We start from the raw sequence: 26,216 nt of genomic DNA on the forward strand, positions 1-26,216 counted from the left end.
ATGAAACAAGATTTACGCGCTGTTATCATTGATGATGAAACTAATGCCCGCGAAGCACTGACCAACCTGCTGAGGTTGGTATGCCCTGAGGTTGAAATTTGCGGTGAAGCGAAAAATGCCGATTTGGGTATTGAATTAATCAAAGAGAAGAAACCCAACCTGGTTTTTCTTGATATCCAGATGCCGGGTAAAACGGGATTTGATTTACTGGCTGCTTTTGAAAAAGTTGATTTTGGCGTTATTTTCACCACGGCCTATCAGGAATTCGCCATTCGTGCATTCCGGTTTAGTGCGATAGATTACCTACTGAAACCAATTGATCCGGATGAATTACTGGCTGCCGTTGAGAAATATAAATCTCAGACTGCCAGTGTCAATCCCCAGCAGATTCAGATTTTACAGCAGCAGCTGGATGCTCCGGGAACAGTCCGCCTGCTTAATCGTCAAAAAAATGATAATCAACGAATTGCATTGCCGACGGCGGAAGGGATCCATTTTGTCCAGATGACAGAAATTATTCAATGTGAATCGTTGGGGTCTTACACCAAGTTTCATCTCATCAAAGGACCGGCGATAGTGGTTTCCCGACTGCTGAAAGAATATGAAGAGATTCTGGATAACTATTATTTTTTCCGCGTACATCAATCCAATATTATCAATCTGGAACATATCAAACGTTATGTAAAAGGAGATGGTGGCCAGGTATGGATGAGCGATAATACAGAAATTGAGGTGTCCCGCCGACGTAAAGATGAATTTTTGTCTCTCTTGTCAGATTTTTATGTCAATTCGGGGAAATTGAAATGAGAGATAAAATTGGGTTACAGTTTATGCGGAACAGAATGTTTCAAACAAGCCACCGGATTTATAGTATTTTTCAACCAATTGTACAGCATTTCTCACCGCCATTAAAGTAAAACCTGCCTAACATATATTCTGAAATTTGAAGGCTTCCGGTTGTATTAGTTTTGAAATGTCAAAGGGAAACAAAGAAGAAAACAATACAGTTTTTCGTCATTTTCCGGGTTCTCATCCTTAACAAACAACTTTTTAGTGTTATGAAAACGTCTTCGATTTTAGTACTTTTTGTTATGATTTGCCTTGCAGGTTTTATGTCTTGCAGCAAAAAATCCGATGATGTCACACCAGATCCGGCAGCCACAGTTGGGTTCAAAGTAAAGGTAGACGGAAATAATTATGCACCGGATTATGCCTATGCATTGGCCAATTTTCCGGGAGCAAACGGTTACTATGCCATTTACGGAATGGATAGCAAAACCAGCGATGTCATTGCCATTGCATTGCCAAACTCCGCGGCCGAAGGCACTTACCCGATCAATGAAGTTAACTTTGGTATTGTTACAATCAGCAAAGAAGATTTTTCAACGATTAACGGAGGAAGCGGCAGCGTAACCATTACTAAAAAGACAGAATCAAGTTTATCAGGCACTTTCAGTTTCGTAGCTTACGATGCCTCAGGTACTAAAAAACGTACTTTGACAGAAGGCAGCTTCAACGTTAATGTGCGCTAATATTTCAAAAACACTTCATTCTTACTAAATTATTCAGGCTGCCAGATGGTGGCTTTTTTTGTTAAAAATTGAAAACAAAGATTTGCACAAACCGGTAAACCCGGCATGGTTAATGCTTTATTTAATATTGAAAATGTTCAATTCGAGCCAGAAATAGAATTAATAGAAATCATCATCAATTCCTGAATAATCCGGAAACTCTTATGAAAAAACTGATCCTGAATATTCGTTTTTTATTGATTATCACATCAGTTTTTTCATTTAAGGCAACGCATAGTCAACCGCTGAAATCCGCTTTTCTTCCCAAAAAAGGTGATCATATTATTCTTCTTGGAAACACTTTTGCGGATAGAATGCGGCACTATGGTTATTTTGAAACTTTACTTCAGAAAAATTTTCCAGGTCAGCAGTTAACGGTAAGAAATATGGGTTGGAGTGCAGATGAAGTTGGCCTCCAGCCTCGACCGTTAAATTTTCCCGGTTTTGGCGAAAAGGCCTCTGTTCCTGTCAAGCCATCCAAAGAAGTTACTTTTCAAGGTTTCACTCATGAGGGAGAACCGATTCATATGCCGGTTGCGCTTAATTTCAACGGGTTGAATCAGGATTTGACCGAGCAAAAAGCAGATATTATTTTTCTATGTTTTGGCATGAACGAAGCTTTTAAAGGGCTTGCAGGATTGTCACAGTTTGAAAAGGATCTGGAAGTATTTATTAAAAACTTGCAGGACAACCAGTTCAACGGACATTCAGTTCCGAAGCTTGTGCTGGTTTCTTCGATTGCGCATGAAAATCTTGGTCACTATTATCCTGATCCGTCAGAACACAATAAAAATCTGGCATTGTACACCAAAGCCATGCAAAAGGCAGCGGATAAAAGCGGTTTATTTTTCATCGATTTATTTACGCCCTCGCTTGCCAGAATGGCTTTAAAGGACAAACCTGCCATTACAATAAATGGAATTCATTTGAATGATGGCGGATACCGGCTTGCGGCAGAATGGATGGGAAAATCACTTGGGATGACTAAAAATCAGGATTTTGATTCTGAAAACAGCCGAAAATTACGGCAGGTGGTTAAAATGAAAGATGATCATTTTTTCTACCGCTGGCGCGCGGTTAACGGGGAATATATTTATGGAAGACGACGTGAACCTTTCGGCATAATCGCATATCCACCTGAACTTAGAAAATTGAATCAGATGACGGTTTCGCTTGATTCTGTTATCTGGGAATTGGGGAAAAGTACCGGAATCGAAAGTTTTAAGAAAGCGATCGAAATAACGGATTTGAGAGGAAAACCAGTTGACCCTTCCATGATTCCAGCTATACCGATGACCGGACGACAGGGAGAAGCTGCCAAGGCTGCCGTTGCCCACGCGCATCATCAGGAAAAAACCTGGCCTGCCACTACCGAAAAATTTAAGTTGCCAAAAGGGTATGAAATCAATCTTTTTGCATCAGAAAAAGACTTCCCGATTGAAAAACCGGTAGCCATGAATTTTGATGCGCGCGGTCGCTTATGGGTAGCGACTATGCCAACTTATCCGCAATATTATCCGGGTATTCCCGTACATGACAAGATTGTTATTCTGGAAGATACAGATGGAGATGGTAGGGCTGACAAGCATACAGTTTTTGCAGATGACCTGTATCTTCCTTTGGGTTTTGAATTTGGAAACGGAGGTGTTTACGTATCCCAGGAGCCTGATATTTTGTTTCTTAAAGACTCGGATGGCGATGATAAGGCGGATCTGCGGGAAGTTATACTGACAGGTTTTGGATCAGAAGACAGCCATCACGCCACACATGCTTTTACATTCGGACAGGATGGCGGACTTTATTTTAATGAAGGGACATTCCTGAACTCTCAGGTTGAAACGCCTTACGGTCCGGTACGTTCTTACAGTGGCTCGACCTACCGTTTTGAACCCCGGACCGGAAAATTGTTTCACTACATTTCCTATCCTTATTATAATCCCTGGGGCAGCGTTTTTGATAAATGGGGTATGCATCTGATAGGCGATGCGTCTGATGGTTCCAATTATTTCGCTCCCCCGATGACCGGAAAGTTGAACTATCCCAATAAACATCCGCGTATCGAAATGTTCACCGAAACCAGGGTAAGACCAACCGCCGGGATTGAAATTGTTTCAAGCCGCCAGTTTCCGGACGAGGTGCAGGGTGATTTTCTGGTCAACAATAACATTGGTTTTCAGGGTACCAAGCAGCACCGGATCATTCAGAAAGGATCAGGAATCGGGAGTAAGGAAGTTGAACCCATTTTGCAATCTTCTGATCCAAACTTCCGGCCGATTGATCTGAAATTTGGGCCTGATGGTGGTTTATATATTGTTGACTGGTATAATCCGTTGATTTCGCACGGCGAAAATCCTCCGAGAGATCCTGCCCGAGATAAATCTCATGGCCGGATCTGGCGAATTACTTATAAGGATAAGCCTTTATTAAAACGAGTTGACGTTTCAAGGCAAAGCGTCCCGGAACTGCTTGACAATCTTAAAATATATGAGGACAGAATGCGCTACCGTTCGCGGGCGCAAATTCGTCAAAAAAACGCTTCTGATGTACTGCCTGCATTGAAAAAGTGGGTATCAGCTCTTGATAAAAATGACAAGGAATTTGAGCATAATCTTCTTGAGGCATTGTGGCTTTACCAGGATTTTGATGTTGTTGAAGAAAATATCCTGAAAACATTATTGAATGCAAAACAATATCAGGCACGTGCGGCAGCTACCAAAGTTTTGCTGAACTGGCGCAACCGGGTGCCGGGTTCTCTGTATTTGATTCGTGCCCGGGTCAACGACGAATCTGCCCGCGTGAGACTGGAAGCCGTAGTAGCTTTGAGTTTTTTTGATTCCAAAACGACCGTGGATGCAGCGCTGGATATTTTCAAATATCCCACCGATTATTATCTGGACTATGCCATTAAAGAGACATTTACTTATCTGAAACCGCTTTGGCTTTCTGATTTTAAACAAAACAAAAACCTGACTGAGGCACAATCAAAAGCACTTCCTTATTTGCTGGATTTGGTCACTGCCAATGAACTTTCAGGTTTTGTACAAAGTACTCCGGTGCTGTCAGCATTAATTTCAAGAAATGATTTTGACCTGAAACAAAAGCAAAATGCGGTATCAGAAATGGCCAGGATTGAGAGTATCAGTAAGTCCAGAGTTTTGATAAACGCGATTCATGATCTTGAATATGGAAAAAAAGGAAATAGACAAAAGGGTGTACAGGACGAGCTGGTGAGTATGTTATTAAGTACTGACGGCTCAGAATTAAAAAGCAATGAAGCCGAATTTCTCAATCTGATTAAAAAAGATACCAGTGAAATGCTTAGGTTAATTGGTTATGCGGGTATGATTACGGCTGAAAAGTCGGACCAAAAGGTATGGGGTTTGGCGCAGAAAAATAAGGCGAACCAACAGGATTATCTGCACGGGATTTCGCTGCTAACGGATAGCAACCTTAAAGCTTCATTTTACGAAAAGGTAAAAGCTTTGACAGCATCACTCCCGGAAAATGCTTACCCACTGTTGCTTACGATGAGCGGAAATGACTCAGAAAAAACACAAACGATAAAAAACTACATTAAATACCTGAATGATACGCCAGAAGCAAACCAGTCTTCGGAACGTTTTGCCCAAACGATTTTAAACCTGAAAAGCAGAATTCAGGAGTTGCCAGAGAAAGACAAACCGGAAATTTTGTCGATGCTTGAAACGATGGGAACTGTGGAAATCAGACTTACTGCTATTGAAGCAAAAATGGCTTTTGACAAAAAAAATATAAGCGTTCGGGCCGGGAAATCAATTTCACTTATTTTTGAAAACCCTGATCTGATGCCGCATAACGTTGTGATTGTCAAACCAGGAACCGCTCAGAAAGTGGGAGAGGCCGCGGACGCAATGGCAACACTTAAAGATGGATTTGAAAGAAATTTTGTCCCGGATTCCAGGGATGTGCTTTTTGCCACACCACTTGTTAATTCGGGAAAAAGCTTTCGTCTTAATTTCAAAGCACCGGACCAACCCGGAGAATATCCATTCATTTGTTCTTTTCCTGGTCACTGGCGCGTGATGACGGGAATCCTGACGGTGATTGCAAAATAAGATTCCCTTGTGATTCTGCAAAGATCTATGAAAGTGGTTCGTTTTTTATATGTACAAATTATGATTTCGCTGAAAGGAAATTTGATATTAATGAACAAAATTTACCAGTATGAACTTGGAAGATGACATGGATAAATTTGTAAGCGCGCAGAATCGTGATTACAATCAGGCACTTGCTGAAATTAAAAACGGTAGAAAACAGGGACACTGGATATGGTATATCTTCCCACAAATTTCCGGCCTTGGCATGAGCACTACCTCCGCATTTTATGGTATTAAAAATATCGGACAGGCCAGCCGTTATCTCGAACACCCGGTCCTTGGCAAAAGACTGATTGAAATTTCAAATGCTATTTTGGAAATAAAAGGAAAAACAGCAAATCAAATTCTAGGAAGTCCTGATGATCTGAAACTTAGGTCAAGTATGACTTTATTTAATTTGGTAAAAAACACAGATCCAGTTTTTCAAGCTGTTCTGGACAAATACTTTAATGGAATTCCGGATCAGAGAACAATTGATCTTGTTAAAAAATCATGACAATTTTTGTGTTCAATTTAAACACGGTTTAAAGTTTTTTGTAAGCAAAGCAAGACAAATGTGTTAATTTCGTCCTCCCGGCCTTGTAAAACCGTTGGCATTTTGTGCATCCAGTTCTGCCTTTAATTTCTTTGCAATATCAGGAAATTCTTCAACGACGTTTTGGCTTTCGGTTGGATCTTTGCCAAGGTCATATAACTGCGATTTTAGATCCACCGTGGCTGATTCATCTTTTGACCAGCCACCGCTTCCCTGTCCATCTATATATTTCCATTTTCCACTTTTGATAGCAAACATTCCCTGGATGGAGTGATGTATTATACTTTTTCTTATTGATTTGGTTGACTTATTTCCGTTAAATAATATTGAGAAATCAAAACTGTCCTGTGCTACATTATCGGGAATTTTCTGTCCGGTTATCGAAGCGAAAGTTGCCAACAGATCCGTCAGACATATTGTTTCGGTAGTACTTTGATTTGGTCTGATATTTTTTGGCCAGCTTGCAATAAAAGGAACATGATGCCCTCCTTCCCAGATATCAGATTTTTGCCCTCTGAAAATATAGTTGGCCTGATGATCTGGATATATCTTTTTATCACCCGGTTTCCAGTCTGCACCATTGTCGGAAGTGAAAATTACCAGCGTGTTTTCAGTTAGACCCAGACTGTCGAGCGTGTGAAGAACTTTGCCAACAACATTGTCTGTATGCGCAACAAAATCACCGTATATTCCAGCCTTTGATTTGTCCTTGAACTGAGCAGAAGGAAGCCAGGGTGTATGCGGACTAGTCAGCGGTAAATACAGAAAAAATGGTTTTTTCTTTTTTGACGAATTTGTCAGAAATTCTGATGCTTTATAGGAAAAGTGATCCAGCGTTTTTTCTATTTTAAAATTTGTGGAAGCTTTTCCTTCACGCCAAAAAACACCGCGCGGCGAATTTTTTCCTTCCATTTTCACAATTCCTTTTTCTGATGGTTTTCCATTTTCAAAATAGATATACGGCGGTATATCCAGTGACGACGGTATGATGTAGCTATAATCAAATCCAAGATCATTTGGACTTTGAAGAAGCGGTGTTTCTACATCAATTCCTTCGCCTGTTGGCCAGCCGTTTGTGGAGTCAACCTTGATAGCGGCTGTATTGCCGGCGTATCCAAGTCCAAGATGCCATTTCCCGATCACAGCAGTATTGTAACCTGCATTTTTTAGCAAGTCGGCAATCGTAAATCTGTCCTTTTCGATCAACGGCGGTGAATAACCACCCAATACTCCTTTTTTTAATGAGGAACGAAAAGCGTAACGACCAGTGATCAGACCGTAACGGGTAGGGGAGCAAACAGCGGATCCGGAATGAGCATCTGTAAATTTTATTCCGCTGCCGGCAAGTTTGTCAAGATTAGGCGTCGGAATCTGAGAGTTTGGGTTAAAAGATTTTATATCACCGTAACCCATATCATCCGCAAGTATTACAACGATATTTGGTGTTTTTGCCACTGAATTTGTATTATATTCTTTACCTGTGAAAGCCAATAAAATACTAAAAGCGAAGGCAGGGAATATCAGCAGCAGTTTTTGTAAGCCCGAGGATCGGTTTATTAAATTCATATTGAATCTATATAATCTATCAATTTTATATTGTAATGATAATGTAAAATTGTCGAAAAGCACATTTGTTTGGTTAATATTTCTCGGTTAAAAAAAATTTGAAGAATATCAGAAAGACAAAGAAGCTCTTAAATTGTTGGTTTTCCCCGGATGTATCCAATCGATTCCAGAAAAATATCTGCCTGGTTCAGCGTTTTCAGGTAATACTCACCTTTGTTAAAAAAGCCATGTACCTGTTCAGGATAAAAATATAAGTCACAGCGGTTACCATTTTGTTTCATTTTTGACTGATAAGCTTTTGCTGTTTCCACGGATACAAGCTTATCTTTTGTCCCGAAAAAGACAATGGTTGGTGCTGCGCCTTTGGTAATATTATGGAAAGGGGAAATTTCCGGATAGCGCTCACCAATCCGGTCGTAACCATATTCTCCGGGTCCATTATTGAAAACCGGATTAAACAAAACCAGGGCATTAGGTCTTGCGCTTATAGTACGATCCGCTGATGAATCTTCCAGTTTTGTTAAATCAGCTGCTGCCGCAAGATGACCTCCCGCAGAACCTCCGGCTGCTGCAATTCGCTTTGGATCAATATGTAGGTTTGTAGCATTCAACCTCAAATACCGGATTGCCGATTTGGCATCAGCAACGGCATCAAAAGGGGAGGTATGATTTCTGGATGCGACTCTGTAATCGCACAAAACTGCAATCATACCACGTGAAGCAAAGTAAAGAGCCTGATTTTTAAATTGCGATATATTGCCATTTATCCAGCCGCCACCAAAAAAGAAGATAATTGCCGGGTATTTTTTGTTGGTTGAAAAGTCCGCTGGTTTGTAAATCGTTAGATTTAAATCTAGCGTATCAATTTTTTTATAGGTAAGAATTGTCGGAATTGTGTCCTGTTTTACTTGTTCAAAAGCAAGCGATTTCAGGTGAAGAGTCAAAGAACAAAAGACAATCAGAAGAGTTTTGAGCATTTTTTTAATTGTTTCGCCTTATCGGTAAATTCCTGTTTTATTTTACCTTCAAAGTTATCCGCAAAAAAATTATTACGGGATTTTTAAGCGGTACAATCGCAAACCGTACAACAAAATCTCAATCTTACCCCGGTAAATAAATGCAAAATGTGGCCCCTTCGCCAGGCTTGCTAATTGCTGTAATACCGCCGCCATGGTTAGCTACCACGCGTTCACAAATCGCCAGACCGACACCGGTTCCGGGGAATTTACTCTGACTATGCAATCTTTGAAAAACCTGGAAGATGCGGTCTACATATTGTGGCTCAAAACCAATGCCGTTGTCACTAATGTTAATCTGATGGAATTCATGAGCAGTACTTCCGGGCTGTACATCAGCAGGCAATTCACTTCTTTTCTTTTTAAAGTGCTGAATCCGGATATCAGGCACCTGATGATTAGGAGTAAATTTAATAGCATTGGAAATAAGATTCTGAAATAAATGAACCAGCTGGGATTTATCACCCTGCAATCCCGCCATCTCATCCACCTTAATTCGGGCATTTCTTTGCTCAATTTCGAGAGATAATGTTTCCAGCGCGTCGCTTACCACGGAATTCAAGGAAACATGATCAAATTTCTGTTGTTTATTATCGACAAGCGAATAGGTCAATACATCTCGGATCAGGGAAGACATTCTGGCGGCGGCAGAACTTATTCTTTGCAGAAGATGCGATGACGGTTCGTCCAGCTGAGTGCCCAGTTTTTGCGTTAACATCGAGCTGAATGTCTGTATTTTACGCAAAGGCTCCTGCATATCATGACTGGCAATATACGCAAACTGTCGGAGGTTGCTATTCAGACGAACCAAGTCTTCATTGGCCAAGGTAAGCTCCTGGGTGCGCTGGTCTACACGTTTTTCCAATTCTTGTGAAAATTGACGGTACCTGGCTTCGCTTGCTTCAATATTTTGCCGGTTTCTGACCTGCCCAGTCACATCGGTAGCGATAACCAGAATTCCGCATATTTTACCATTAGCATTTAGTCTTGGCTGATAAGTCAAATCAACAAAAATCGTTTCTTTTTTATTTTCACGCGTAATTATCACAGCCGTTTCCGAAGCAACATAGGGTTTGCCGGTTGCCATTACTTCTTTCAACAGATCATCAAATCCCTGTCCTGCTAATTCAGGCAGTGCCGATAAAAATGGTTTTCCGATGAGCACTTCCGGTGTCCGGCCAACCAATTGTCCATAAAAAGGATTAGCCATTGTAAAAGTGAGATCAGGTTCGTCAATCAGCGCAATTGCAACTGGCGATTGTTCAAAAGAAGAAAGAATCTGACGCTGGGCTTCATCAATTTTTTGTTGTGAAAGAACCCTTTCGGTAACATCAATGGCCATGTCCATCACGCCGTAAATTTCCCCTTCTTTGTTGCGTACCGGCTGATAAGTGAAGTCGAAATAATGGCTTTTCAACACCCCGTCCACTACAATTTGCGCATGCATGTTTACGGCCTGATATGGTTCACCAGTGGTTAAAACGTTATTGAGTATATCCAGAAAAGGCTGGTCTTTGAGTTCGGGCAGAACCTCGGCCAGGGGTTTACCAATGGCGGAAGAATTTTTCCCCCAATAGCTTAACATCAAATCATTTGCCAGTTCTATGTTAAGATTTTTGCCCGTGAATAAGCAGGTTGCCACAGGAGCTTGGTCAATCAGCGAACGAAAACGTGCCTCACTTTCCGCAAGTGCAGCACGAATTTTGATCTGTTCCGCAATTTCTTCACGCTGGCGTTCATCTTTTTGCCTTAACTCTTTATTTTGTTTTCTGATAGTCAGTAGGTTAACAACCTGTCTGGCTAAAATTTTAAGCGCCGAAAGTTGAGAATCACTTAACTGTTTTGGAACATTATCGATTACACATAACGAACCTAATGCAAAGCCATTCTCGTCAACAAGTGGTGTTCCGGCATAAAAAATAACATTTGGATCTCCGGTGACAAGTGGATTTTGTGAAAAACGTATATCCTCTCTTGAATCATTAATTACAAATGTTTCTGTGGGATTATTGATGGCATGTGCACAAAACGAATATTCACGAGGTGTTTCCCGGGCTGCAAGCCCATAATTGGACTTAAACCATTGCCTTTTATCATCCACCAGACTTACCAACGCAATAGGTGTTTGACAAATCTCGGATGCTAACTGGGTGATATTCTCATAGTCCTGCTCAGGTAAAGTATCAAGAATGTCGTAGCTTCTAAGAGCGGTGATACGGTCATTCTCCTGAGTGGAAATAGAATCAATCATTATAGCAAATAATTTAGAACTTAAATTCAAGTTGAAGCAGTTTCAATCTCACCTTTATAGAGGTTAATGGAATTGCTAAAAAATGATGCCAATATAATTTATCTCAATTGGGCAGAGGATGAAAATACTTACGTGGAAAAGCGTATTCCGGATGATTTGCAGATATTCATTTTCGGTGTAAAACAATTCAGGCGCGAAAGCTATGCCTTCGCGCCTGAATATCAATACTGAGATTTTATATTAACCTGCCGGTTAGATCAATCTTGATTCACGATCTTGTCTTTTTTTCTTTTGTTTGTAAGCAATTTTTTCAATCGCTACAAAAAGTACTGGTACTACAAAGATCGCCAGCGATGTCGCAGCAAGCATCCCTCCAAATACCGTCCAACCAATGGTTTTGCGTGATTCAGCGGCAGCTCCACTTGCGAATGCCAAAGGAAGTACCCCGAGAATAAAGGCAAGTGATGTCATAATGATCGGACGAAGACGAAGCTGAACAGCTTCCAATGTTGCCTTCACCAGTTCCATACCACCATCCACACGCTCTTTGGCAAATTCCACGATAAGAATCGCGTTCTTGGCTGCAAGTCCGATCAGTGTGATAAGACCGATCTGCGCATAAATATTATTGGTAAGATTCGGAAGCAATGTCAGCGTAATAATCGATCCCAAAGCTCCAATCGGTACGGCAAAAAGTACTGAGAATGGAATAGACCAGCTTTCGTAAAGCGCAGCAAGGAATAGGAATACGAACACAATCGAAATTGCAAAGATCGTTGTTGTCGCGTCACCCGCTTTTATCTCTTCCGAACTCATACCGGAGAATTCATAACCGTAGCCATCAGGAAGCGTGGCTGCTACTTCTTTAAGTGCCTGAATAGCCTGGCCAGAACTGAAACCTGGTTTTGGAACTCCGTTAATTTCAACTGACCGGTAAATATTATAGTGGGAGATAAGCGCCGGGTTTTCAACAACTTTGCTGGTGATGATCGCAGATAACGGAATCATATTACCTTGCGAATTTCTCACATAAAACTTGTTAAGCTGATCCAGATTTGAGCGGAAACTGCTGTCTGCCTGTACCATTACCCGGAAATTACGTCCGTAAAGGTTAAAGTCGTTCACATAGGTACTACCTAAAAGTGTAGACAAAGTGTTAAAAACATCATTTACCTGAACTCCCAGTTTCTTGGTTTTATCACGATCCACATCAATCTGGTAAGAAGGTGTTTTTGCATTAAAGAAAGTATAGGCCATTCCAATTTCAGGACGCTGGTTTACAGCACCAAGGAATTTTTGGGTTACAGCTTCAAATTTCTTGATATCATCCGTACTGGTTGTCTGTTGAAGTTCAAAAGTAAAACCGGATGTCTGACCAAGACCAGGAATCGCGGGAGGAGCAATGGCAAGAACTCTCGCTTCTTTGATGTCACCAGTCTTTTGTTGTATTTGTTTGATCACAGCCTGTACATGGTGCTCAGCACCTTTCCGGTCAGCCCAAGGCTGTAAGGTAACAAACATGGTACCTACGTTAGACTTATTTGAAAAGCTGATTACGTTAAGACCTGCAAGACCACCGACGGTTTTAATTTCCGGAATAGACTGCACACGTCTCATAACTTCCTTAATCATCGCAATGTTACGGGTCGTTGAAGCACCTTCCTGCATTTCATAGGTTACAAAAAGACGCCCTTCATCTTCCACCGGAATAAAGCCGGAAGGTTTGTTTTTGAACAAAAACACAAGACCAACGATCAGACAAACCATCATGATAATTACGTAAGGTGTGCCTTTGATCCATTTGGAAACGCCTCTTGTATATGAGCGGGAAACGCCGTCAAACCATTTGTTGAATTTATCAAAGAACTTTTCAAGCCAGTTCTTTTTCTCGTTTGCACCTTTGGTTGGTTTGAGCATCATCGCACAAAGCGCTGGTGTTAAAGAAAGCGCAACGAAGGCAGAAAGAAGTACTGAAACCGCAATAGTAATCGCAAACTGCTGATAAAGTCGTCCTACAATACCTGGCACAAAACTTACCGGTACGAATACCGCTGCAAGAATAAGGGCGATCGCAATAACGGGTCCGGATATTTCATCCATCGCTTTTTTGGTCGCATCTTTTGGCGACATACGGCCGTGGTCAATATTATGCTGGACGGCCTCCACCACCACAATCGCATCATCCACCACAATACCAATTGCAAGTACGAAGGCGAAAAGTGTCAGCGTATTGATTGTAAATCCGAAAGGAATAAAGAATATAAATGTTCCGATCAACGATACAGGAATTGCAAGGATAGGGATAAGTGTTGCACGCCAGTTCTGAAGGAAAAGGAATACCACAATTACCACAAGGAGCATTGCTTCACCAAACGTGTGTAATACTTCTTCAATAGAAACCCTTACCACAGAAGCCGTTTCAACAGGAATTACGTAGTCGATATCCTTTGGAAAAGTTTTTTTCATTTCTGCAAGCGCAGCCATAATACCATCGTAAGTATCAAGTGCGTTTGCACCCGGCGCCTGATAGATCAAAACAAAGGCAGCAGGTTTTCCATTAACAAAAGCATTGGCGTTATAGTCAAATTTACCAAGCTCTACGCGGGCAACATCTTTCAAATAAACCACACTTCCTTCCGAAGGAGAAGAGCGTACAATAATATTGTTAAACTGCTCCTCAGTATTCAGACGGCTGTTTGTAAGAACGCTGTATTCAAATGCTTGCGCAGTTGGCTGAGGTGTTGAACCAACGGTACCGGCTGCAATCTGAAGGTTATTTTCTGCCAAAGATGCCGTAATATCAGAAGGCGTCATATTTAAGCTGGCCAGCTTTTCCGGGTTTAGCCAGATACGCATACCAAAGTCATCCGCACGGGAAACAATATCACCTACACCTTTTACACGCTGGATTCTGTCTTTCAGATAAATGTTGGCATAGTTACCAATAAACTGCGCGCTGTGCGTTCCTTTTGGTGAATACAAAGCCACCGCAACCATAATAGCCGGCTGTCTTTTACGAACGGTAAGACCTAATCTTTTTACAACATCCGGAAGGGCGGGCTCAGCCACACTTACACGGTTCTGCACGTCAAGCGCTGCAATGTTAACATCAGTACCAATATCAAAAACAACGTTAATGCTGCTTTGTCCGCTACTTGTACTGTTGGATGACATATAGCTCATGCCGGGCGTACCATTCACCTGCGTTTCAATCGCAGTCGTCGTAGTCTGCTCGACCGTCTGGGCGTCGGCCCCGGTAAAGGTACCCGAGATCGTCACTGTGGGCGGGGTTACATCCGGATACTGGGCAACGGGCAGTGTCGTCAGGGAAATAAGGCCTACCAGTACAAGCACGATTGAAGCAACAATCGCTGTAACAGGCCTTTTTATAAAAATATCTGCAATCATTTTTTTAGTATTTAAGGAAGTCAGAAGGAGGCTGACATAATCAATATCAAGTCCTGTTTATCTATCTTATTTTTTTGCAGGGGCTGCTGCTGTTGCGGCCGCCGGCGGTGTTCCCGTAGAAATGGTTGCTCCTTCACGTAAATTCTGAACGCCTTCCACAGCAATTTTCTCACCTGCTTTAAGACCTTCTTTTACAATAATATTGGTACCAATCGGCTCTCCCAATAGAAGTTTACGCTGACTAACTTTATTTGAATCGGCCGCTACATATACGAAGAATTCACCCAGCTGCTCAGTAACTGCTTTATAAGGAATAAGTACGGCTCCTTTTGAAGCAGTATTTAAAACTCTAACTGTTCCGGTCATCCCGGCACGAAGCATATTGTCTTTATTTGGAAAAGTCAAACGTGTTTTGATCGATCCTGTTTGTGGATCAACTGCGCGGTCGATCAAAAGAATTTTTCCAGGATACGGATAGATATCTGTCCCAAAAGCAATCGTAAAAGTTGAATCAGAAGCTTTTGAGTTTTTCAAAAGATTAGTAAAACGATAGATTTCTTTTTGGTCAACATTGAAATCTACTGCAAGCTGTCCGTCCGTTGAAACCGTATTCAAAACGGTTTGTCCTGCGCTCACTGCTGCACCAACTTTTACAAGAGAAATGCCGATTACACCATCAAAAGGTGCCGTAACCTGTGTATAACGAACGTTGGTGTTCGCTGCTTTGATACTTGCGCGAGCTGCATCTTCTTGTTTTTTTGCTACTTCAAGAGCTGCGTCTGCATTGTCTACAAGTTGTTTTGCAACCGCGTCATTTTTATCAAGCTCGTGGTAACGGTCGGCATCTTTCTGCGCTTTCACCGTATTTGCTTTTTGTACGTTCAAATTCGCAACTGCCTGATCGTAGTTGGCGGCATAGAGCTGCGAATCCACAGTATAAAGCAACTGTCCTTTTCTTACTCTTGCACCGTCCTGGAAATGAATGCCAGTAATAAAACCAGTTACCTGCGGACGAAGCTCAACTACATTTAAAGCATTTACGCTGGCAGGATATGTATCGTGATATACTGCATCCGTAGATTTTACTTCTTCAAGTGTTACGTTAACCGGCGGCGGACCTTGCTGAGCGGCCTGATCGTTCTTTTTTGCGCAGGAAACCATCACCAAAACTGATAATGCTGCTGTATAATATTTTGATGAATTTAAAAACATGGTATCAAAGGGATTTCAATAATTAATAGTTGTTTAACTGGCCTAGGGCTTTTTGTACGTCGATCTTGTTGGCAAGCACCTGATAGAGTGCGTTGTAATAATTAATTCTGGCCAGACGAAGATCTGTTTCAGAAGTAATTACTTCCAGATATGTTTTGATACCTGATTTATATTGAAGCTGAATTACATCATATACTTCTTTGGCCAGGTCAACATTATCTTTCTGAGCCAGCAGCGTAGCAAGGCTTCCCTTGTAATAACCAAGCGCATTGGCATATTCAGAATTTATATTGTTTTTCAGGTTCGTTATGTCCAGATTGGTTCTTTTCAACTGCCATTCAGCGGAGTTGATATTATACTTTCTCTTTCCGCCCTGAAACAGAGGTAAAGCCAGGGTTACAGCAGCAAAAGACTGAGGATAATTATTGATGTAAAGATCCCCAAATCTGTTGTTCTGATAGTTTAAGTTATAAGCTCCGTTGGCCGCAACCGTTGGCAGGAAACTCATTTTGTTATAGCTAACATTAGCCTCCTGAAGTCTTTTCTGGGTTGTTAAAAGCTGGAACTCGATTCTGGAATTAACATCCGGTCCCTGAATAGTATCAATAAGCATTTCTCTTTCCATTTGAAGAGAATCGTAACTGATTTTCAGTTCTTTTTCGATCGGATATCCCATCAGTGATTTAAGATATTCAAGTTTTCCCTTCAGAATATCCTCGTTGCTTTTCTTGGCAGCTTTGGTATTGTTAAGAGAAATCATGGCTCTTTTGTAATCAATCTTATCGGTTACACCAGATTTGTACTGATTTTGAGCATCCTGCAAGCTTCTTTCCAAACGAACAATATCTTCCTGCGAAACATAAATCTGCTGTGAAGTAGCCAGCACATCATAAAATGCTTTGGAAACATTTACAGCAAGATCAACTTTATTTGCGGTTGTGGTCTGGCTCGCCTGAAGCTGCACATCGCCGCGTGTTCTTTTTGCAAGAAGCACGTCCCGGTTGAAAATCGCCTGTGACAGCGTGAATTGTGCAGCAGAAGTATTATTCACACCAAGTTTTACAGGGTTTCCTCCGATAATACTCGTCTGAATTAAAAAGTTGTGCTGCAAACTGTAATTGAAATTGATCTGCGGATACCAATCTGCCAGTTTTGTTTTAACTGTATTTTCAGTAATGCGCTCATCAATAACAGATTGACGGATCAGCGGCTGGTTTTTCATAGCATACTGGATGATTTCTTCCAGCGTTCCATTTGTAACTGTACCTTGCTCAGTTCCTTCCGATGCAGTAGTGACCTTAAACTGGGCAGTTGCAAAAAGGGGTGAAAGCAGGATGAGTGTAATACTAAGTGCTAAAAGCCTTATCGTTTTAGCGTTATAATAACAATTCATGAAAAGGAGAACGTTAATTGGACAATGATAAAAATGGTGTTAATACATTCAGGGGTTAGTCTATTTTAGCTCTAACCGTCAATTGTTTGGTTTAATTCCTGAACAAGCGAGAAGCGAAAAAATTTTTTGAGGTGAACACTTAAATTTTGCCTAAGATGATTTTCCAATTCCTGCTGCGTAGAATTTTGAAGACCGTGAACTTTCCGGTAAAAACGCTGCGTGCTAAGTGATTGATTAGTAGTGCCAAAAAGTGTCGTTGACAGCATCAGTACATCAACATCACTTTTAAATTCTCCGGTTTGCTGTCCTTCCTGAATGATTTTTTTCATGGCAGCAAGGTTATTAGCCTTCATTTCATCGAGCAAATCAGCAATGATTGGGCTACGGGCATCTCCCGCTAGCTGCTCTCTTAAAACAATGTTATGGAAACAGTGTTTTTCTATCAAGCGGTTTAGAACCCAATCAATCATCAGGTTTACTTTTTGAACTGGTGACAGATCCAGGTCTCTTAAAAGATCATCAAGTTTTGATATGAACTCGTGAGAACGGAGGGCAAAGAGCGATTCAATGAGTTTATCCTTCGAGCCGAAATAATAGGATATCATCGACACATTTACCTCAGCTTCCTGAGAAATATCCCGGATAGAAGTTCCTGAGAATCCTTTTTCAGAAAATAGCTTTTCGGCTACTTCAATAATCTTTAACTGTTTTGGATTGTATTTCATCTTGGCTTTACCGGCACTTTATAGTATTCAAATGCCAGATAACAGCTCAAAGGTAGACGAATAAAAAATTAAATCAAACGTTTGTTTGAAAAAATCAAACACTTATTTGATAAATAGAAATTAATATTTGTAAAAGACAAATAGTACAAAAAATGCACCAGAAAATTTAGGCTTACAAGGTGGAGGTTGGCGCTTTTTCAGGAGATTTCTGCGGCCAGATTTTCTCTATGACAAAGGCAAAACCGATCACAAGTACGCATCCAATCAAATTTAGCCACAAAAATGCGGTAAGATCTTTCCAATAACTAAGTACTACAAAAATTTCCCCCAGCACAGATGCGTAAAAAACGGCACGGCCACCTATGCTTTTAAAGTAAAAGGCAACAAGGAATATTCCTAAAATTACTCCGTAAAACAATGAACCTAAAACGTTGACAGCTTCAATCATACTGCCAAGCCGGCTTGCATATTGGGCAACAACAATGCAAAAAATCCCCCAGAAAAAAGTAGCCCAGCGGGAAGCTTTTACATAATCTATGTTTTCATTGTCCTTATGATACATCCGTTTGTAAATATCCATAACCGTGCAGGAAGCCAGTGAATTATAAGCCGCAGCAACCGAACCCATCGAGGCCAAAAGAATGACTGCAATCAAAAGTCCCAGCATCCCGACCGGCAGATAATCAATCACAAAACGAAGAAAAATATAATTGACATCATTCACTTCTCCACCGTTGGCTTTGGATAAAAGTGTTTGTGCTTTGCCTCGTACCTCCTTGACTTTGTTTTCATCGGCTGCTAAAACGGTACGTGCTTTGTCAACCGCCGATTCATCTTTCTTATTAAGTGCATCGGTGAGCGCAATGACATGCGGTCTTTTTTCTTTTTGAATTAAAGTATGCTGATCTTCCAGTACTTTAAAATCCCGGGCAAATTCGGTTTTCCGGATCTTATCAACTTCCACCTGATTAAAAAACAGAGGCGGATTTGTAAACTGATAAAATGCAAAAACCAGCACTCCCACAAGAAGGATCAAAAACTGCATGGGAATTTTTAAAAGTCCGTTCATCGCCAGACCAAGTTTGCTTTGACCCTGCGAGCTTCCGGTAAGATATCTTCCAACCTGCGATTGATCGGTTCCAAAATAGGAAAGCTGCAAAAAGAAACCGCCAATTAATCCCGACCAAACGTTATATCGGTTATTCAAATCAAAACTAAAATCGATCAGGTTGGTTTTTCCCATTTTTCCTGCCACATGCAGCGCGTCCGAGAAGGAAACATTATCCGGTAAAAGTTTGACAACCATAAAACCGGCAATGACCATACCGACTGTTACGATACCCATTTGCTGTAAATGTGTGTGGGAAACGGCCTGTGCGCCACCTGAAACGGTGTAAAGCATAACAATTCCACCAGATATTATGTTTGTCAGCGTAATATCCCAGCCTAAAATAGAAGACAGAATCAACGACGGCGCATAAATGGAAAGTCCGGTTGAAAGTCCCCTTTGTAAAAGGAAAAGAAAAGATGTTAAAGTACGTGTTCTCAGATCGAAACGGCCTTCAAGAAACTCGTAGGCCGTAAATATTTTCAGTTTTCCAAATTTGGGAACAAACGTAATGCAGAGCACAACCATCGCCAGCGGCAGACCGAAATAAAACTGCACAAACCGCATCCCATCCGTATAGGCCTGCCCGGGGGCAGAAAGAAATGTAATAGCACTGGCCTGTGTAGCCATCAGTGACAAGGTTACATGATACCACGGAAGTGATTGATCAGCAAGAAGATAAGAATCAATACTATTATTTTCACGGCTTTTGTAAATACCGTAGGCAACAATAAACGTAAGTGTTAAAGAAAGTACAATCCAGTCAAGGTAGCTCATTCGAAGTGGGTCATAAACAGATAAAAGAGAGCAATTAAAACTACTAATGTTGCAATCAGCAGCTTGTAGAGCTGTGGCCACGAACTTACGAATGGCGGTAGTCCATCGCGGTCCTGGTCGGTGCTTACTTTTTTATCCATTATAAAGGTTCAGGGTTTTATTTACAGCAGTATTTACTGTTTTGCAAAAATAGAACGGTTTTTGGTTTGTTTTAGCATATAAATCCCGTCGGCCGGGTTCATTTGCATTTGTTAACAACTTGTAAGAATAATGCTGAAAGCAGATGGTCGCGCATTACACTTCGCTATTTCAATAAATATTTTGATTGTAGAAAAGGTTGGGCATTAAAAACTGAATCGTTGTTTTTCCTGGTCATCTGTACTTTTTTCGCCTCAAATGCTCTAAAAACATTGTTTAACGCGCTCATGAAGGTCTTTTTTTTACTGATGGAAAAGATGTCAAGTGAAGCTTCTTGATATATTAACAGTTTTACCCTGCTTGTTTCAATTGGTTACCTGGGTATAGTTGTTGCGTCTTAATGGCAAATCAAACAACTAAAAATGAAAAATTTATCGATTATCATTATTACAATATTTAGTTTGTCCATCAATACCTACGCACAGGAAGTAAACAAGGATTCGCTTCAATCCTTGAAGGACGAAAAGAAAAACATTGAAATCAGCAAAAGTATCAATGATCGGAAAACGGATTTGGCAAAAAGCCAAAATGACCTGATTCAGAAAACACAGGAAGTTGAAAAAACGGCGGCTGATGCTCAGAAAGCGGCGGATGAAAATAAAGCACTGGCAGCACGATTGGGAAAAGATCCGCAAAATAAAAAACTGGCAAGTGATGCGAGCAAGGCGGCACGCCGGGCTGAAAGAAGCGCAAAAAAAGCAAGAAACGCAGCTGATGATCAACAAAAACTGACCAAAGATATTGCTTCACTTCAAAGTAAAATTGCAGAAGATGAAGCAAAACTTGGAGTGCAAACTTCTGTTGCAACGACAAGCATCCAACCTGCGACTACTCAGCGCATCGACCCACAACCTGTTGCAAATGGCGCCTTACAATCACCAGTACCTTCTAACCAGCAGGTAATGGGAAATTCAGGAATGCCCTCGCCTCAGGTTATCACACAAAATATTAATATCGATTCGCTTCGGACGGCACAGAATGCGCAGGGAATTGCTCAGAAAGTAGTTGAGGCGACTTATAAAAATTACCCGCAGCAGAACGGCCAGCCGTCGATCATTATTAACAACATTATCATTCCTTCGGATTACGAGCGTCCAAAAGCAGCAGTAAATGGTCCGCGTCCTGAAATGGCACAAATGAGTGCGCAGGAAAGAGACGAATATGAAGACTATAAAGCATGGAAAAAACAAAGAAATGCAGATAATCTCAATAGGGCTGACCAGCGTCGTTACACTGAAAATCGCGAAGAGAATTTTAAAAATGAGACTCAGCAATTACCTTCTCAAAATAACAAATTGACTTTCAAAGAACGTTTTGGAAAAAGAACGCCAAGAAATTCTGGCTTATGGGTAATACCGGTTGTCGGCGTTCACGCATCGAGTTTCAAGGCTGATTTCAGTGATGGAAAAGCAGATGGACGTATCGGTTGGAATGCTGGTCTTGATTTCAGGATTCATGAAAAAAGATTTTTTATCCAGCCGGGAGTACATTATTTCAGCTCATCGATGCGCATCAGTTCGGAGGATAGCTTATCCAATGCTCCTTTGCTTTCCGGACCAAGAATTCAATCACTGAAAGTTCCTTTGCTGCTTGGACTTTATTTAACTAAGGCCAATAAAGGATTCTTTAAAATGAATGTTAAAGCCGGGGCGACAGGAACTTATGTACTTGCCGTTGACAAGAGCGATCAAAGACAATTTGACAGAGATAACATCGAAGATTTTTCTTATGGTTTAAATGCAGGTATAGGACTGGAATTCGGTCTGATCACTTTGGATATTTCACATGAGTGGGGGATGAGCACTTTGTTCAAAGACAGCAACAATAAAAATAATGTGCTTCGCGCTACGATTGGTTTGAAGCTTTAATCTAAATCAAAACAATAAAAAATGCCTGAATTAAGATCATTATCGATTATTATTCAGGCATTTTTTATTGATAACAGATCCAGTTATATAATAAATGCCTTTCCCTTATTTTTATAACTCTGAGCTCCGCAGCTGATAAAAATTACAACGGAAGCAGCGATAGCGGTATAAGCAACGGTTTTGTTAACCTCCCAATTTGCAACCGCCACTGCTATAAGCGCCCAGACTCCAACAGATGCCGATTCGCGAAGATTTCTGTTCCAGGTTACAAATAAATTGATGAGCATCGCCGCCAAAATCATAGTGATCGTCCAGTTTTCTGCGGAAATTCCAAATCCATCCCATTGAATTTTGGTAAGATAGGCAGCAACATTAGCTATAATGGCAACGGTAATCCAGCCAAAATAGATCGCAAATGGCCACCATTCGAGAGCTACCCGTTTGAAAGTAATCAGGTCAAATTCCATTCGCGTGCGGATGATGATGCTGCAAAGTGATAATAAAAGAACGGTCATGATGATTACGGACGCCCCTGTGTAATCATAAAGCCACGCCAGAATCCACAGACAATTTGCGATACAGGAAATCACAAACATCCATCCGATTTTTTCAACCACGGCAGGAGTTTCTTTATTATTAAAAAGCCCCTGACTCTGGTAAATCGCAAAAGCAATCAAGCCAATATAAATCAATCCCCAGATCGAAAATGCATAACCGGCCGGTGTAAATAAATTCTGGTATTTAGCCGAAACGGTGGCCATTGTACTTTGATTGAAAACGCCTGTATTTGACAGGTAATTCATAATTATTGTAACAACAAGCGCGATAATATTGGATAGTTGCAGGGTCTTTTTCATATCTGGTTTTTGAAATTAAATGCGGGAAAAGGTGCCTGGTAAACAATTTTGTAATGCTACGCATAAATAAATGATATGCCAAAAACGGATACATTCTCCATATTAAAATTGTACCGTGCCCCTTTTTTACAATAAAATTGATCAGGAATTCGGGGGTGAAAAATGGCTCTTTATCCGGTTTTTCTTTCTCTTGGTCTGAGCGGTTTTCTTTTAATGGCGCTAATGATTCCCTTTGTAGCATAGAAATACCAGACTTAATGCTCCTGTAAATTATAAACTCTTTTATGATTAAATTTTTCCTAAAACGATACGGTAAGCGTGGTCCTAAATTTGTGAACAATGAATATTATCAATTTTAGAAACAATCATAAAAGCAGCTCAAACAGCGAAGAGCAAAATTTTGAATCCATCATTGCCGGCTGTCTGGTTCAAAACAATCAGGCGCAGCGGCTTTTATACAAACAGTATTTTGGTTATGCAAAAAGTATTTGTCTGCGTTACACATCCTGTGCAGAAGAAGTGGATGAGGTTTTGAATGAAGGATTTTTGAAGGTTTTTACGCATTTGAAAGAATACGATTCAACCTATCCATTCAAGGTTTGGATCAGGACAATCATGATTAATACTGCGATCAGCTATTACCGTAAGCACAAAAAACATAATGAAAACCGCGCTTCATATGAAGACGCCCCGTATCTCGGATTTGAAGAAGATATCGTTAGCCAGATCACGGCCGAAGAAATCCTTTTGTTGATTCAGCAGATCAAACCAAAATATAAGAATGTATTTCTTTTGTATGTTGTCGACGGCTACAACCACAGGGAAATTGCAGATTTGATGGAAATGAATGAGGCCACAGTAAGGTCACATTACGTACGCGCACGTGTGCAGTTGCAGCAATTGATCAAAAAAAATTATCCTCATCTTTTCCCGGTTGACTGGTCTGCCCGAATAGCGCAGGATAGATATTCTGAGGTGATTCAGGCAGCTGGCTAAATACAATTATTGTCTTTTGTTCAATGAATTGCAGATTTATAAAAAAAGAAATCTGATTTTTGCAGGTCTTTTTCCCGCACAGATTTTTATGTGATCAACCTCATATAAAGTAATGGCTTAATTTTTTAGTAAGAATAGAATCTACTCAAACTAAAAATAAAGGCCTCTTGAAGCTAAGATATATTTGCTTGTTTTTATTTACCTGTATTCCCGTTGAAGAGGTTTTTGCGCAAAAGAAGCCGGGATTTATAAAACGCTTTATACAGAAATCCGTTTCAGATACCACATCGCCCGGAAAATCCAGTTTCCGGATTTATCCCACGCTGGCATATGCGCCGGAAACCAGTTTCGAATTTGGATTTTCTTCCCTTTTTTTATTTCAGGCCAAACAGGATTCTCTAAACCGTCTGAGCGAAATTCAGGCTTTTACGTTTGTGACGCTTGAAGCACAATATGGCATCTGGCTCGACAACGCCATTTATGGAGATAAAGACAAATGGTTTATTTTAGGAAGAACACGTTTTCAGCGGTTCCCGCTTTTGTATTACGGTATAGGGCCTGAGACAAATGGAAAGGAGCCGGCGCTTATTGATGCGAATTATATTTTGCTAAAACAGCGCGTGTTAAGAAAGATAATTCCAAATCTTTTCCTTGGGCCGGAAGTTGATTATCAGCAATTATACAATACGAAATTTAATCAACCTGATGGACATGACGTTTACGAACCACCTTTGGGAAGTCACGGAACCCGAAATCTTGGTTTGGGAGCAGCGCTTGTTTTTGATAACAGGCATAACGTGCTCAATGTCAGAAAAGGCTTTTTCGGCGAAGTCTCCTTTTTGAAATATAACCAGCGACTTGCCAGCGATTATAATTTTTACGGATTTAATGTCGATGTCCGTTCGTCTCACAAAACCAATGAACGGAATGTTTTGGCCTGGCAGGTATATGGCAATTTCATGACGGGCGATATTCCTTTTAACCAGCTTGCTTTGATGGGCGGAGAAATGATCATGCGCGGATTCTATACCGGCCGTTATCGTGACAAAAATATGCTGGCTTTTCAAACCGAACATCGCTGGCTTCCTTTCAAATTCAGTAAGCGGATAGGAGGAACCGTTTTTGCCGCCGCCGCCGTCGTTGCTCCACAGGTTAGTGAATTCAGCTGGAAACACATCCGGCCTTCGGGAGGTGTAGGATTGCGGTATTTATTATTTCCCAAGAAGGATATTTTCCTGAGACTTGACGTAGGTTTTACAAAAGAAGGTCCCGGATTTTACCTTTTTACAGGAGAGGCATTTTAGCACATAACAAGCAATTGCCTAATAGGTTAATTTCCTGATCAGCTCATTTCTTGATTTGTCATCAATTTGCAGTTCATTTTTGATGAATTTGTCCATGCCTCCGTATTTTTTATCAATTACCTCAAAAGTTGCGTTCAGATAGCGTTCATCCACTTTCATAAAGTTTTCGATCACTTTTGTATTGATATGACGCTTGACCACTTTTGCCAGTTTCACCTTACCCAGCATTTTTTCGATCTTGTCTTTCCGGTAATAATTGGAAAGAAGATATTCATCCATAATCGTTTTTCTATCCACTTTAAGAATCGAAAGAATTAGCGCAGTGGTCATGCCTGTTCGATCTTTTCCGGCTGAGCAATGGTATAAAACCGGTTCATCCGAAGCCAGGACCTTTTGCAGAAGTGTTCGTACAGTCGGCAGATTTTCAGACACGCATCCTGTATAGAGTTCCAGCGTTAGTTCGATTGATTTCTCTTCGGAAATTTCGCCATTTATAACCTTGTTTTTCAATTGGGCCAGTAAATCGCCATTATCCTTCACCGTTGAAAAATGTACATAATTGACATTTTCCGGAAGCTTATCTTCCTTTCCTTTTATTTCATTCGCAGTTCGCAAGTCGTAAACTGTCTGAATATGCAGATCATTAAACTTACGGAATTCACTTTTTTTCAATCCGGCCAGATTATCGGAACGGAATATTTTACCCCACCGAACCGTTTTTCCTTCCATTGTTTTAATGCCTCCAATATCTCTGAAATTGATCACATTTTTAAAATCAATGTGCCGGTTGGAAACGGTAATCGTATCACTTTTGGAAATTAAATTGAAATAAGGCCTTGTCTTATAGTCCTTCAGCAAAACCGGATCGTCCGTCTTATTCCACTTAAAAAGGTTAGGCGTATTTTGAAGATTAATTTCTGAGACTGTGCTTTTATTAAAATGAAGCGTGTAATTGTTTCGGTAATTTTCAAGGTAATTCTCCTCTTTAAGCGATTTTTCAGAGTAGGACTTTGGCAGCTTTACACTGCAAGAGGAAAACAGCAGTGAAAAATAAAATAAAAGAAACAGATTCTTCATCCTGGAATTAGCGGTTGATTATAAAGGAAGCTTTTTTTACCCGAAATAATTCCCTGATACGAACTATGTCATCGCCGGGTACAAACGTTTCTTTTTGTTCCGTGAAATTCTGTGCTTATAAATTATTTGTCGTCTGCCCGGAATTTAGGATTATTAATTGGATTATAGGAACATAATCTATATCAAATTCTGAGTTATGATTCATTTTTGAAATTAAA

General features: G+C 40.7%; 18 protein-coding genes. 8 read left to right on the forward strand and 10 right to left on the reverse strand.

Annotation, left to right across the window (positions count from 1 at the left end; translation table 11 throughout):
* The 4 genes from IEE83_RS06550 to IEE83_RS06565 all read left to right on the forward strand — a co-directional run bounded on the left by IEE83_RS06550 (nucleotide 1) and on the right by IEE83_RS06565 (nucleotide 6,203).
* Complete coding sequence (locus IEE83_RS06550; RefSeq protein ID WP_194119813.1) at nucleotides 1–807, forward strand: LytR/AlgR family response regulator transcription factor; 807 nt, start codon at nucleotides 1–3, stop codon at nucleotides 805–807.
* Nucleotides 808–1,058: 251 nt separating this feature from the next.
* The gene (locus tag IEE83_RS06555) at nucleotides 1,059–1,532 is read left to right on the forward strand and encodes a DUF6252 domain-containing protein (protein ID WP_194119814.1); all 474 of its coding nucleotides are present in this window, start codon (nucleotides 1,059–1,061) and stop codon (nucleotides 1,530–1,532) included.
* Nucleotides 1,533–1,735: 203 nt separating this feature from the next.
* Entirely contained in the window at nucleotides 1,736–5,665 is a 3,930-nt protein-coding gene (locus IEE83_RS06560) for a PVC-type heme-binding CxxCH protein (RefSeq protein ID WP_194119815.1), read from the forward strand.
* Nucleotides 5,666–5,774: 109 nt separating this feature from the next.
* Nucleotides 5,775–6,203: a DUF1810 domain-containing protein gene (locus tag IEE83_RS06565; protein WP_194119816.1), complete on the forward strand. Its 429-nt coding sequence runs from the start codon at nucleotides 5,775–5,777 to the stop codon at nucleotides 6,201–6,203.
* Nucleotides 6,204–6,266: 63 nt separating this feature from the next.
* On the opposite strand, the gene IEE83_RS06570 is transcribed toward IEE83_RS06565, so the two are convergent.
* The 3 genes from IEE83_RS06570 to IEE83_RS06580 all read right to left on the reverse strand — a co-directional run bounded on the left by IEE83_RS06570 (nucleotide 6,267) and on the right by IEE83_RS06580 (nucleotide 11,075).
* Nucleotides 6,267–7,808: a sulfatase family protein gene (locus tag IEE83_RS06570; RefSeq protein WP_194119817.1), complete on the reverse strand. Its 1,542-nt coding sequence runs from the start codon at nucleotides 7,806–7,808 to the stop codon at nucleotides 6,267–6,269.
* Between the two features lie 128 nt (nucleotides 7,809–7,936).
* A complete protein-coding gene (locus IEE83_RS06575; RefSeq protein ID WP_194119818.1) occupies nucleotides 7,937–8,785 on the reverse strand; it encodes an alpha/beta hydrolase in 849 nt (282 codons plus the stop codon).
* Nucleotides 8,786–8,909: 124 nt separating this feature from the next.
* Nucleotides 8,910–11,075 (reverse strand): PAS domain-containing protein, encoded by a 2,166-nt coding sequence (locus IEE83_RS06580; RefSeq protein ID WP_194119819.1) that lies wholly within the window; start codon nucleotides 11,073–11,075, stop codon nucleotides 8,910–8,912.
* A gap of 66 nt (nucleotides 11,076–11,141) precedes the next feature.
* Between IEE83_RS06580 and IEE83_RS06585 the strand changes: the two genes are divergently transcribed.
* Nucleotides 11,142–11,306: a hypothetical protein gene (locus IEE83_RS06585; protein ID WP_194119821.1), complete on the forward strand. Its 165-nt coding sequence runs from the start codon at nucleotides 11,142–11,144 to the stop codon at nucleotides 11,304–11,306.
* A gap of 21 nt (nucleotides 11,307–11,327) precedes the next feature.
* Here IEE83_RS06585 and IEE83_RS06590 read toward each other — a convergent pair whose 3' ends face one another.
* From IEE83_RS06590 to IEE83_RS06610, 5 genes are all read right to left on the reverse strand, one after another.
* Complete coding sequence (locus IEE83_RS06590; RefSeq protein ID WP_194119822.1) at nucleotides 11,328–14,483, reverse strand: efflux RND transporter permease subunit; 3,156 nt, start codon at nucleotides 14,481–14,483, stop codon at nucleotides 11,328–11,330.
* 66 nt (nucleotides 14,484–14,549) lie between these two features.
* The gene (locus IEE83_RS06595; protein WP_194119823.1) at nucleotides 14,550–15,695 is read right to left on the reverse strand and encodes an efflux RND transporter periplasmic adaptor subunit; all 1,146 of its coding nucleotides are present in this window, start codon (nucleotides 15,693–15,695) and stop codon (nucleotides 14,550–14,552) included.
* 22 nt (nucleotides 15,696–15,717) lie between these two features.
* Entirely contained in the window at nucleotides 15,718–17,088 is a 1,371-nt protein-coding gene (locus IEE83_RS06600) for a TolC family protein (protein WP_194119824.1), read from the reverse strand.
* A 71-nt stretch (nucleotides 17,089–17,159) separates the two neighbouring features.
* Entirely contained in the window at nucleotides 17,160–17,813 is a 654-nt protein-coding gene (locus IEE83_RS06605; protein WP_194119825.1) for a TetR/AcrR family transcriptional regulator, read from the reverse strand.
* A 172-nt stretch (nucleotides 17,814–17,985) separates the two neighbouring features.
* Complete coding sequence (locus IEE83_RS06610; RefSeq protein WP_194119826.1) at nucleotides 17,986–19,698, reverse strand: sodium:solute symporter family protein; 1,713 nt, start codon at nucleotides 19,696–19,698, stop codon at nucleotides 17,986–17,988.
* Between the two features lie 560 nt (nucleotides 19,699–20,258).
* Between IEE83_RS06610 and IEE83_RS06615 the strand changes: the two genes are divergently transcribed.
* Nucleotides 20,259–21,764 carry a porin family protein gene (locus IEE83_RS06615; protein WP_194119827.1) on the forward strand — a complete coding sequence of 502 codons (1,506 nt, stop codon included), beginning with the start codon at nucleotides 20,259–20,261 and terminating at the stop codon, nucleotides 21,762–21,764.
* An 83-nt stretch (nucleotides 21,765–21,847) separates the two neighbouring features.
* On the opposite strand, the gene IEE83_RS06620 is transcribed toward IEE83_RS06615, so the two are convergent.
* Complete coding sequence (locus IEE83_RS06620; RefSeq protein WP_194119828.1) at nucleotides 21,848–22,621, reverse strand: TspO-related membrane protein; 774 nt, start codon at nucleotides 22,619–22,621, stop codon at nucleotides 21,848–21,850.
* A 339-nt stretch (nucleotides 22,622–22,960) separates the two neighbouring features.
* Between IEE83_RS06620 and IEE83_RS06625 the strand changes: the two genes are divergently transcribed.
* On the forward strand, nucleotides 22,961–23,617 hold the full coding sequence (locus IEE83_RS06625; RefSeq protein ID WP_194119829.1) for an RNA polymerase sigma factor: 657 nt from the start codon (nucleotides 22,961–22,963) through the stop codon (nucleotides 23,615–23,617).
* 188 nt (nucleotides 23,618–23,805) lie between these two features.
* The gene (locus IEE83_RS06630; RefSeq protein WP_228101699.1) at nucleotides 23,806–24,921 is read left to right on the forward strand and encodes a BamA/TamA family outer membrane protein; all 1,116 of its coding nucleotides are present in this window, start codon (nucleotides 23,806–23,808) and stop codon (nucleotides 24,919–24,921) included.
* An 18-nt stretch (nucleotides 24,922–24,939) separates the two neighbouring features.
* Here IEE83_RS06630 and IEE83_RS06635 read toward each other — a convergent pair whose 3' ends face one another.
* Complete coding sequence (locus IEE83_RS06635; protein WP_194119830.1) at nucleotides 24,940–25,998, reverse strand: tyrosine-protein phosphatase; 1,059 nt, start codon at nucleotides 25,996–25,998, stop codon at nucleotides 24,940–24,942.
* Nucleotides 25,999–26,216: the final 218 nt, after the last annotated feature.

The organism is Dyadobacter subterraneus (genome assembly GCF_015221875.1).
GTDB classification, from domain to species: Bacteria; Bacteroidota; Bacteroidia; order Cytophagales; family Spirosomataceae; genus Dyadobacter; species Dyadobacter subterraneus.

What these genes read in the sequence shown, in the direction of transcription:
- IEE83_RS06550 (WP_194119813.1), top strand. Translation starts at nt 1, where the DNA reads ATGAAACAAGATTTACGCGCTGTTATCATTGATGATGAAACTAATGCC.
- IEE83_RS06555 (WP_194119814.1), top strand. Translation starts at nt 1,059, where the DNA reads ATGAAAACGTCTTCGATTTTAGTACTTTTTGTTATGATTTGCCTTGCA.
- IEE83_RS06560 (WP_194119815.1), top strand. Translation starts at nt 1,736, where the DNA reads ATGAAAAAACTGATCCTGAATATTCGTTTTTTATTGATTATCACATCA.
- IEE83_RS06565 (WP_194119816.1), top strand. Translation starts at nt 5,775, where the DNA reads ATGAACTTGGAAGATGACATGGATAAATTTGTAAGCGCGCAGAATCGT.
- IEE83_RS06570 (WP_194119817.1), bottom strand. Translation starts at nt 7,808, where the DNA reads ATGAATTTAATAAACCGATCCTCGGGCTTACAAAAACTGCTGCTGATA.
- IEE83_RS06575 (WP_194119818.1), bottom strand. Translation starts at nt 8,785, where the DNA reads ATGCTCAAAACTCTTCTGATTGTCTTTTGTTCTTTGACTCTTCACCTG.
- IEE83_RS06580 (WP_194119819.1), bottom strand. Translation starts at nt 11,075, where the DNA reads ATGATTGATTCTATTTCCACTCAGGAGAATGACCGTATCACCGCTCTT.
- IEE83_RS06585 (WP_194119821.1), top strand. Translation starts at nt 11,142, where the DNA reads ATGGAATTGCTAAAAAATGATGCCAATATAATTTATCTCAATTGGGCA.
- IEE83_RS06590 (WP_194119822.1), bottom strand. Translation starts at nt 14,483, where the DNA reads ATGATTGCAGATATTTTTATAAAAAGGCCTGTTACAGCGATTGTTGCT.
- IEE83_RS06595 (WP_194119823.1), bottom strand. Translation starts at nt 15,695, where the DNA reads ATGTTTTTAAATTCATCAAAATATTATACAGCAGCATTATCAGTTTTG.
- IEE83_RS06600 (WP_194119824.1), bottom strand. Translation starts at nt 17,088, where the DNA reads ATGAATTGTTATTATAACGCTAAAACGATAAGGCTTTTAGCACTTAGT.
- IEE83_RS06605 (WP_194119825.1), bottom strand. Translation starts at nt 17,813, where the DNA reads ATGAAATACAATCCAAAACAGTTAAAGATTATTGAAGTAGCCGAAAAG.
- IEE83_RS06610 (WP_194119826.1), bottom strand. Translation starts at nt 19,698, where the DNA reads ATGAGCTACCTTGACTGGATTGTACTTTCTTTAACACTTACGTTTATT.
- IEE83_RS06615 (WP_194119827.1), top strand. Translation starts at nt 20,259, where the DNA reads ATGAAAAATTTATCGATTATCATTATTACAATATTTAGTTTGTCCATC.
- IEE83_RS06620 (WP_194119828.1), bottom strand. Translation starts at nt 22,621, where the DNA reads ATGAAAAAGACCCTGCAACTATCCAATATTATCGCGCTTGTTGTTACA.
- IEE83_RS06625 (WP_194119829.1), top strand. Translation starts at nt 22,961, where the DNA reads ATGAATATTATCAATTTTAGAAACAATCATAAAAGCAGCTCAAACAGC.
- IEE83_RS06635 (WP_194119830.1), bottom strand. Translation starts at nt 25,998, where the DNA reads ATGAAGAATCTGTTTCTTTTATTTTATTTTTCACTGCTGTTTTCCTCT.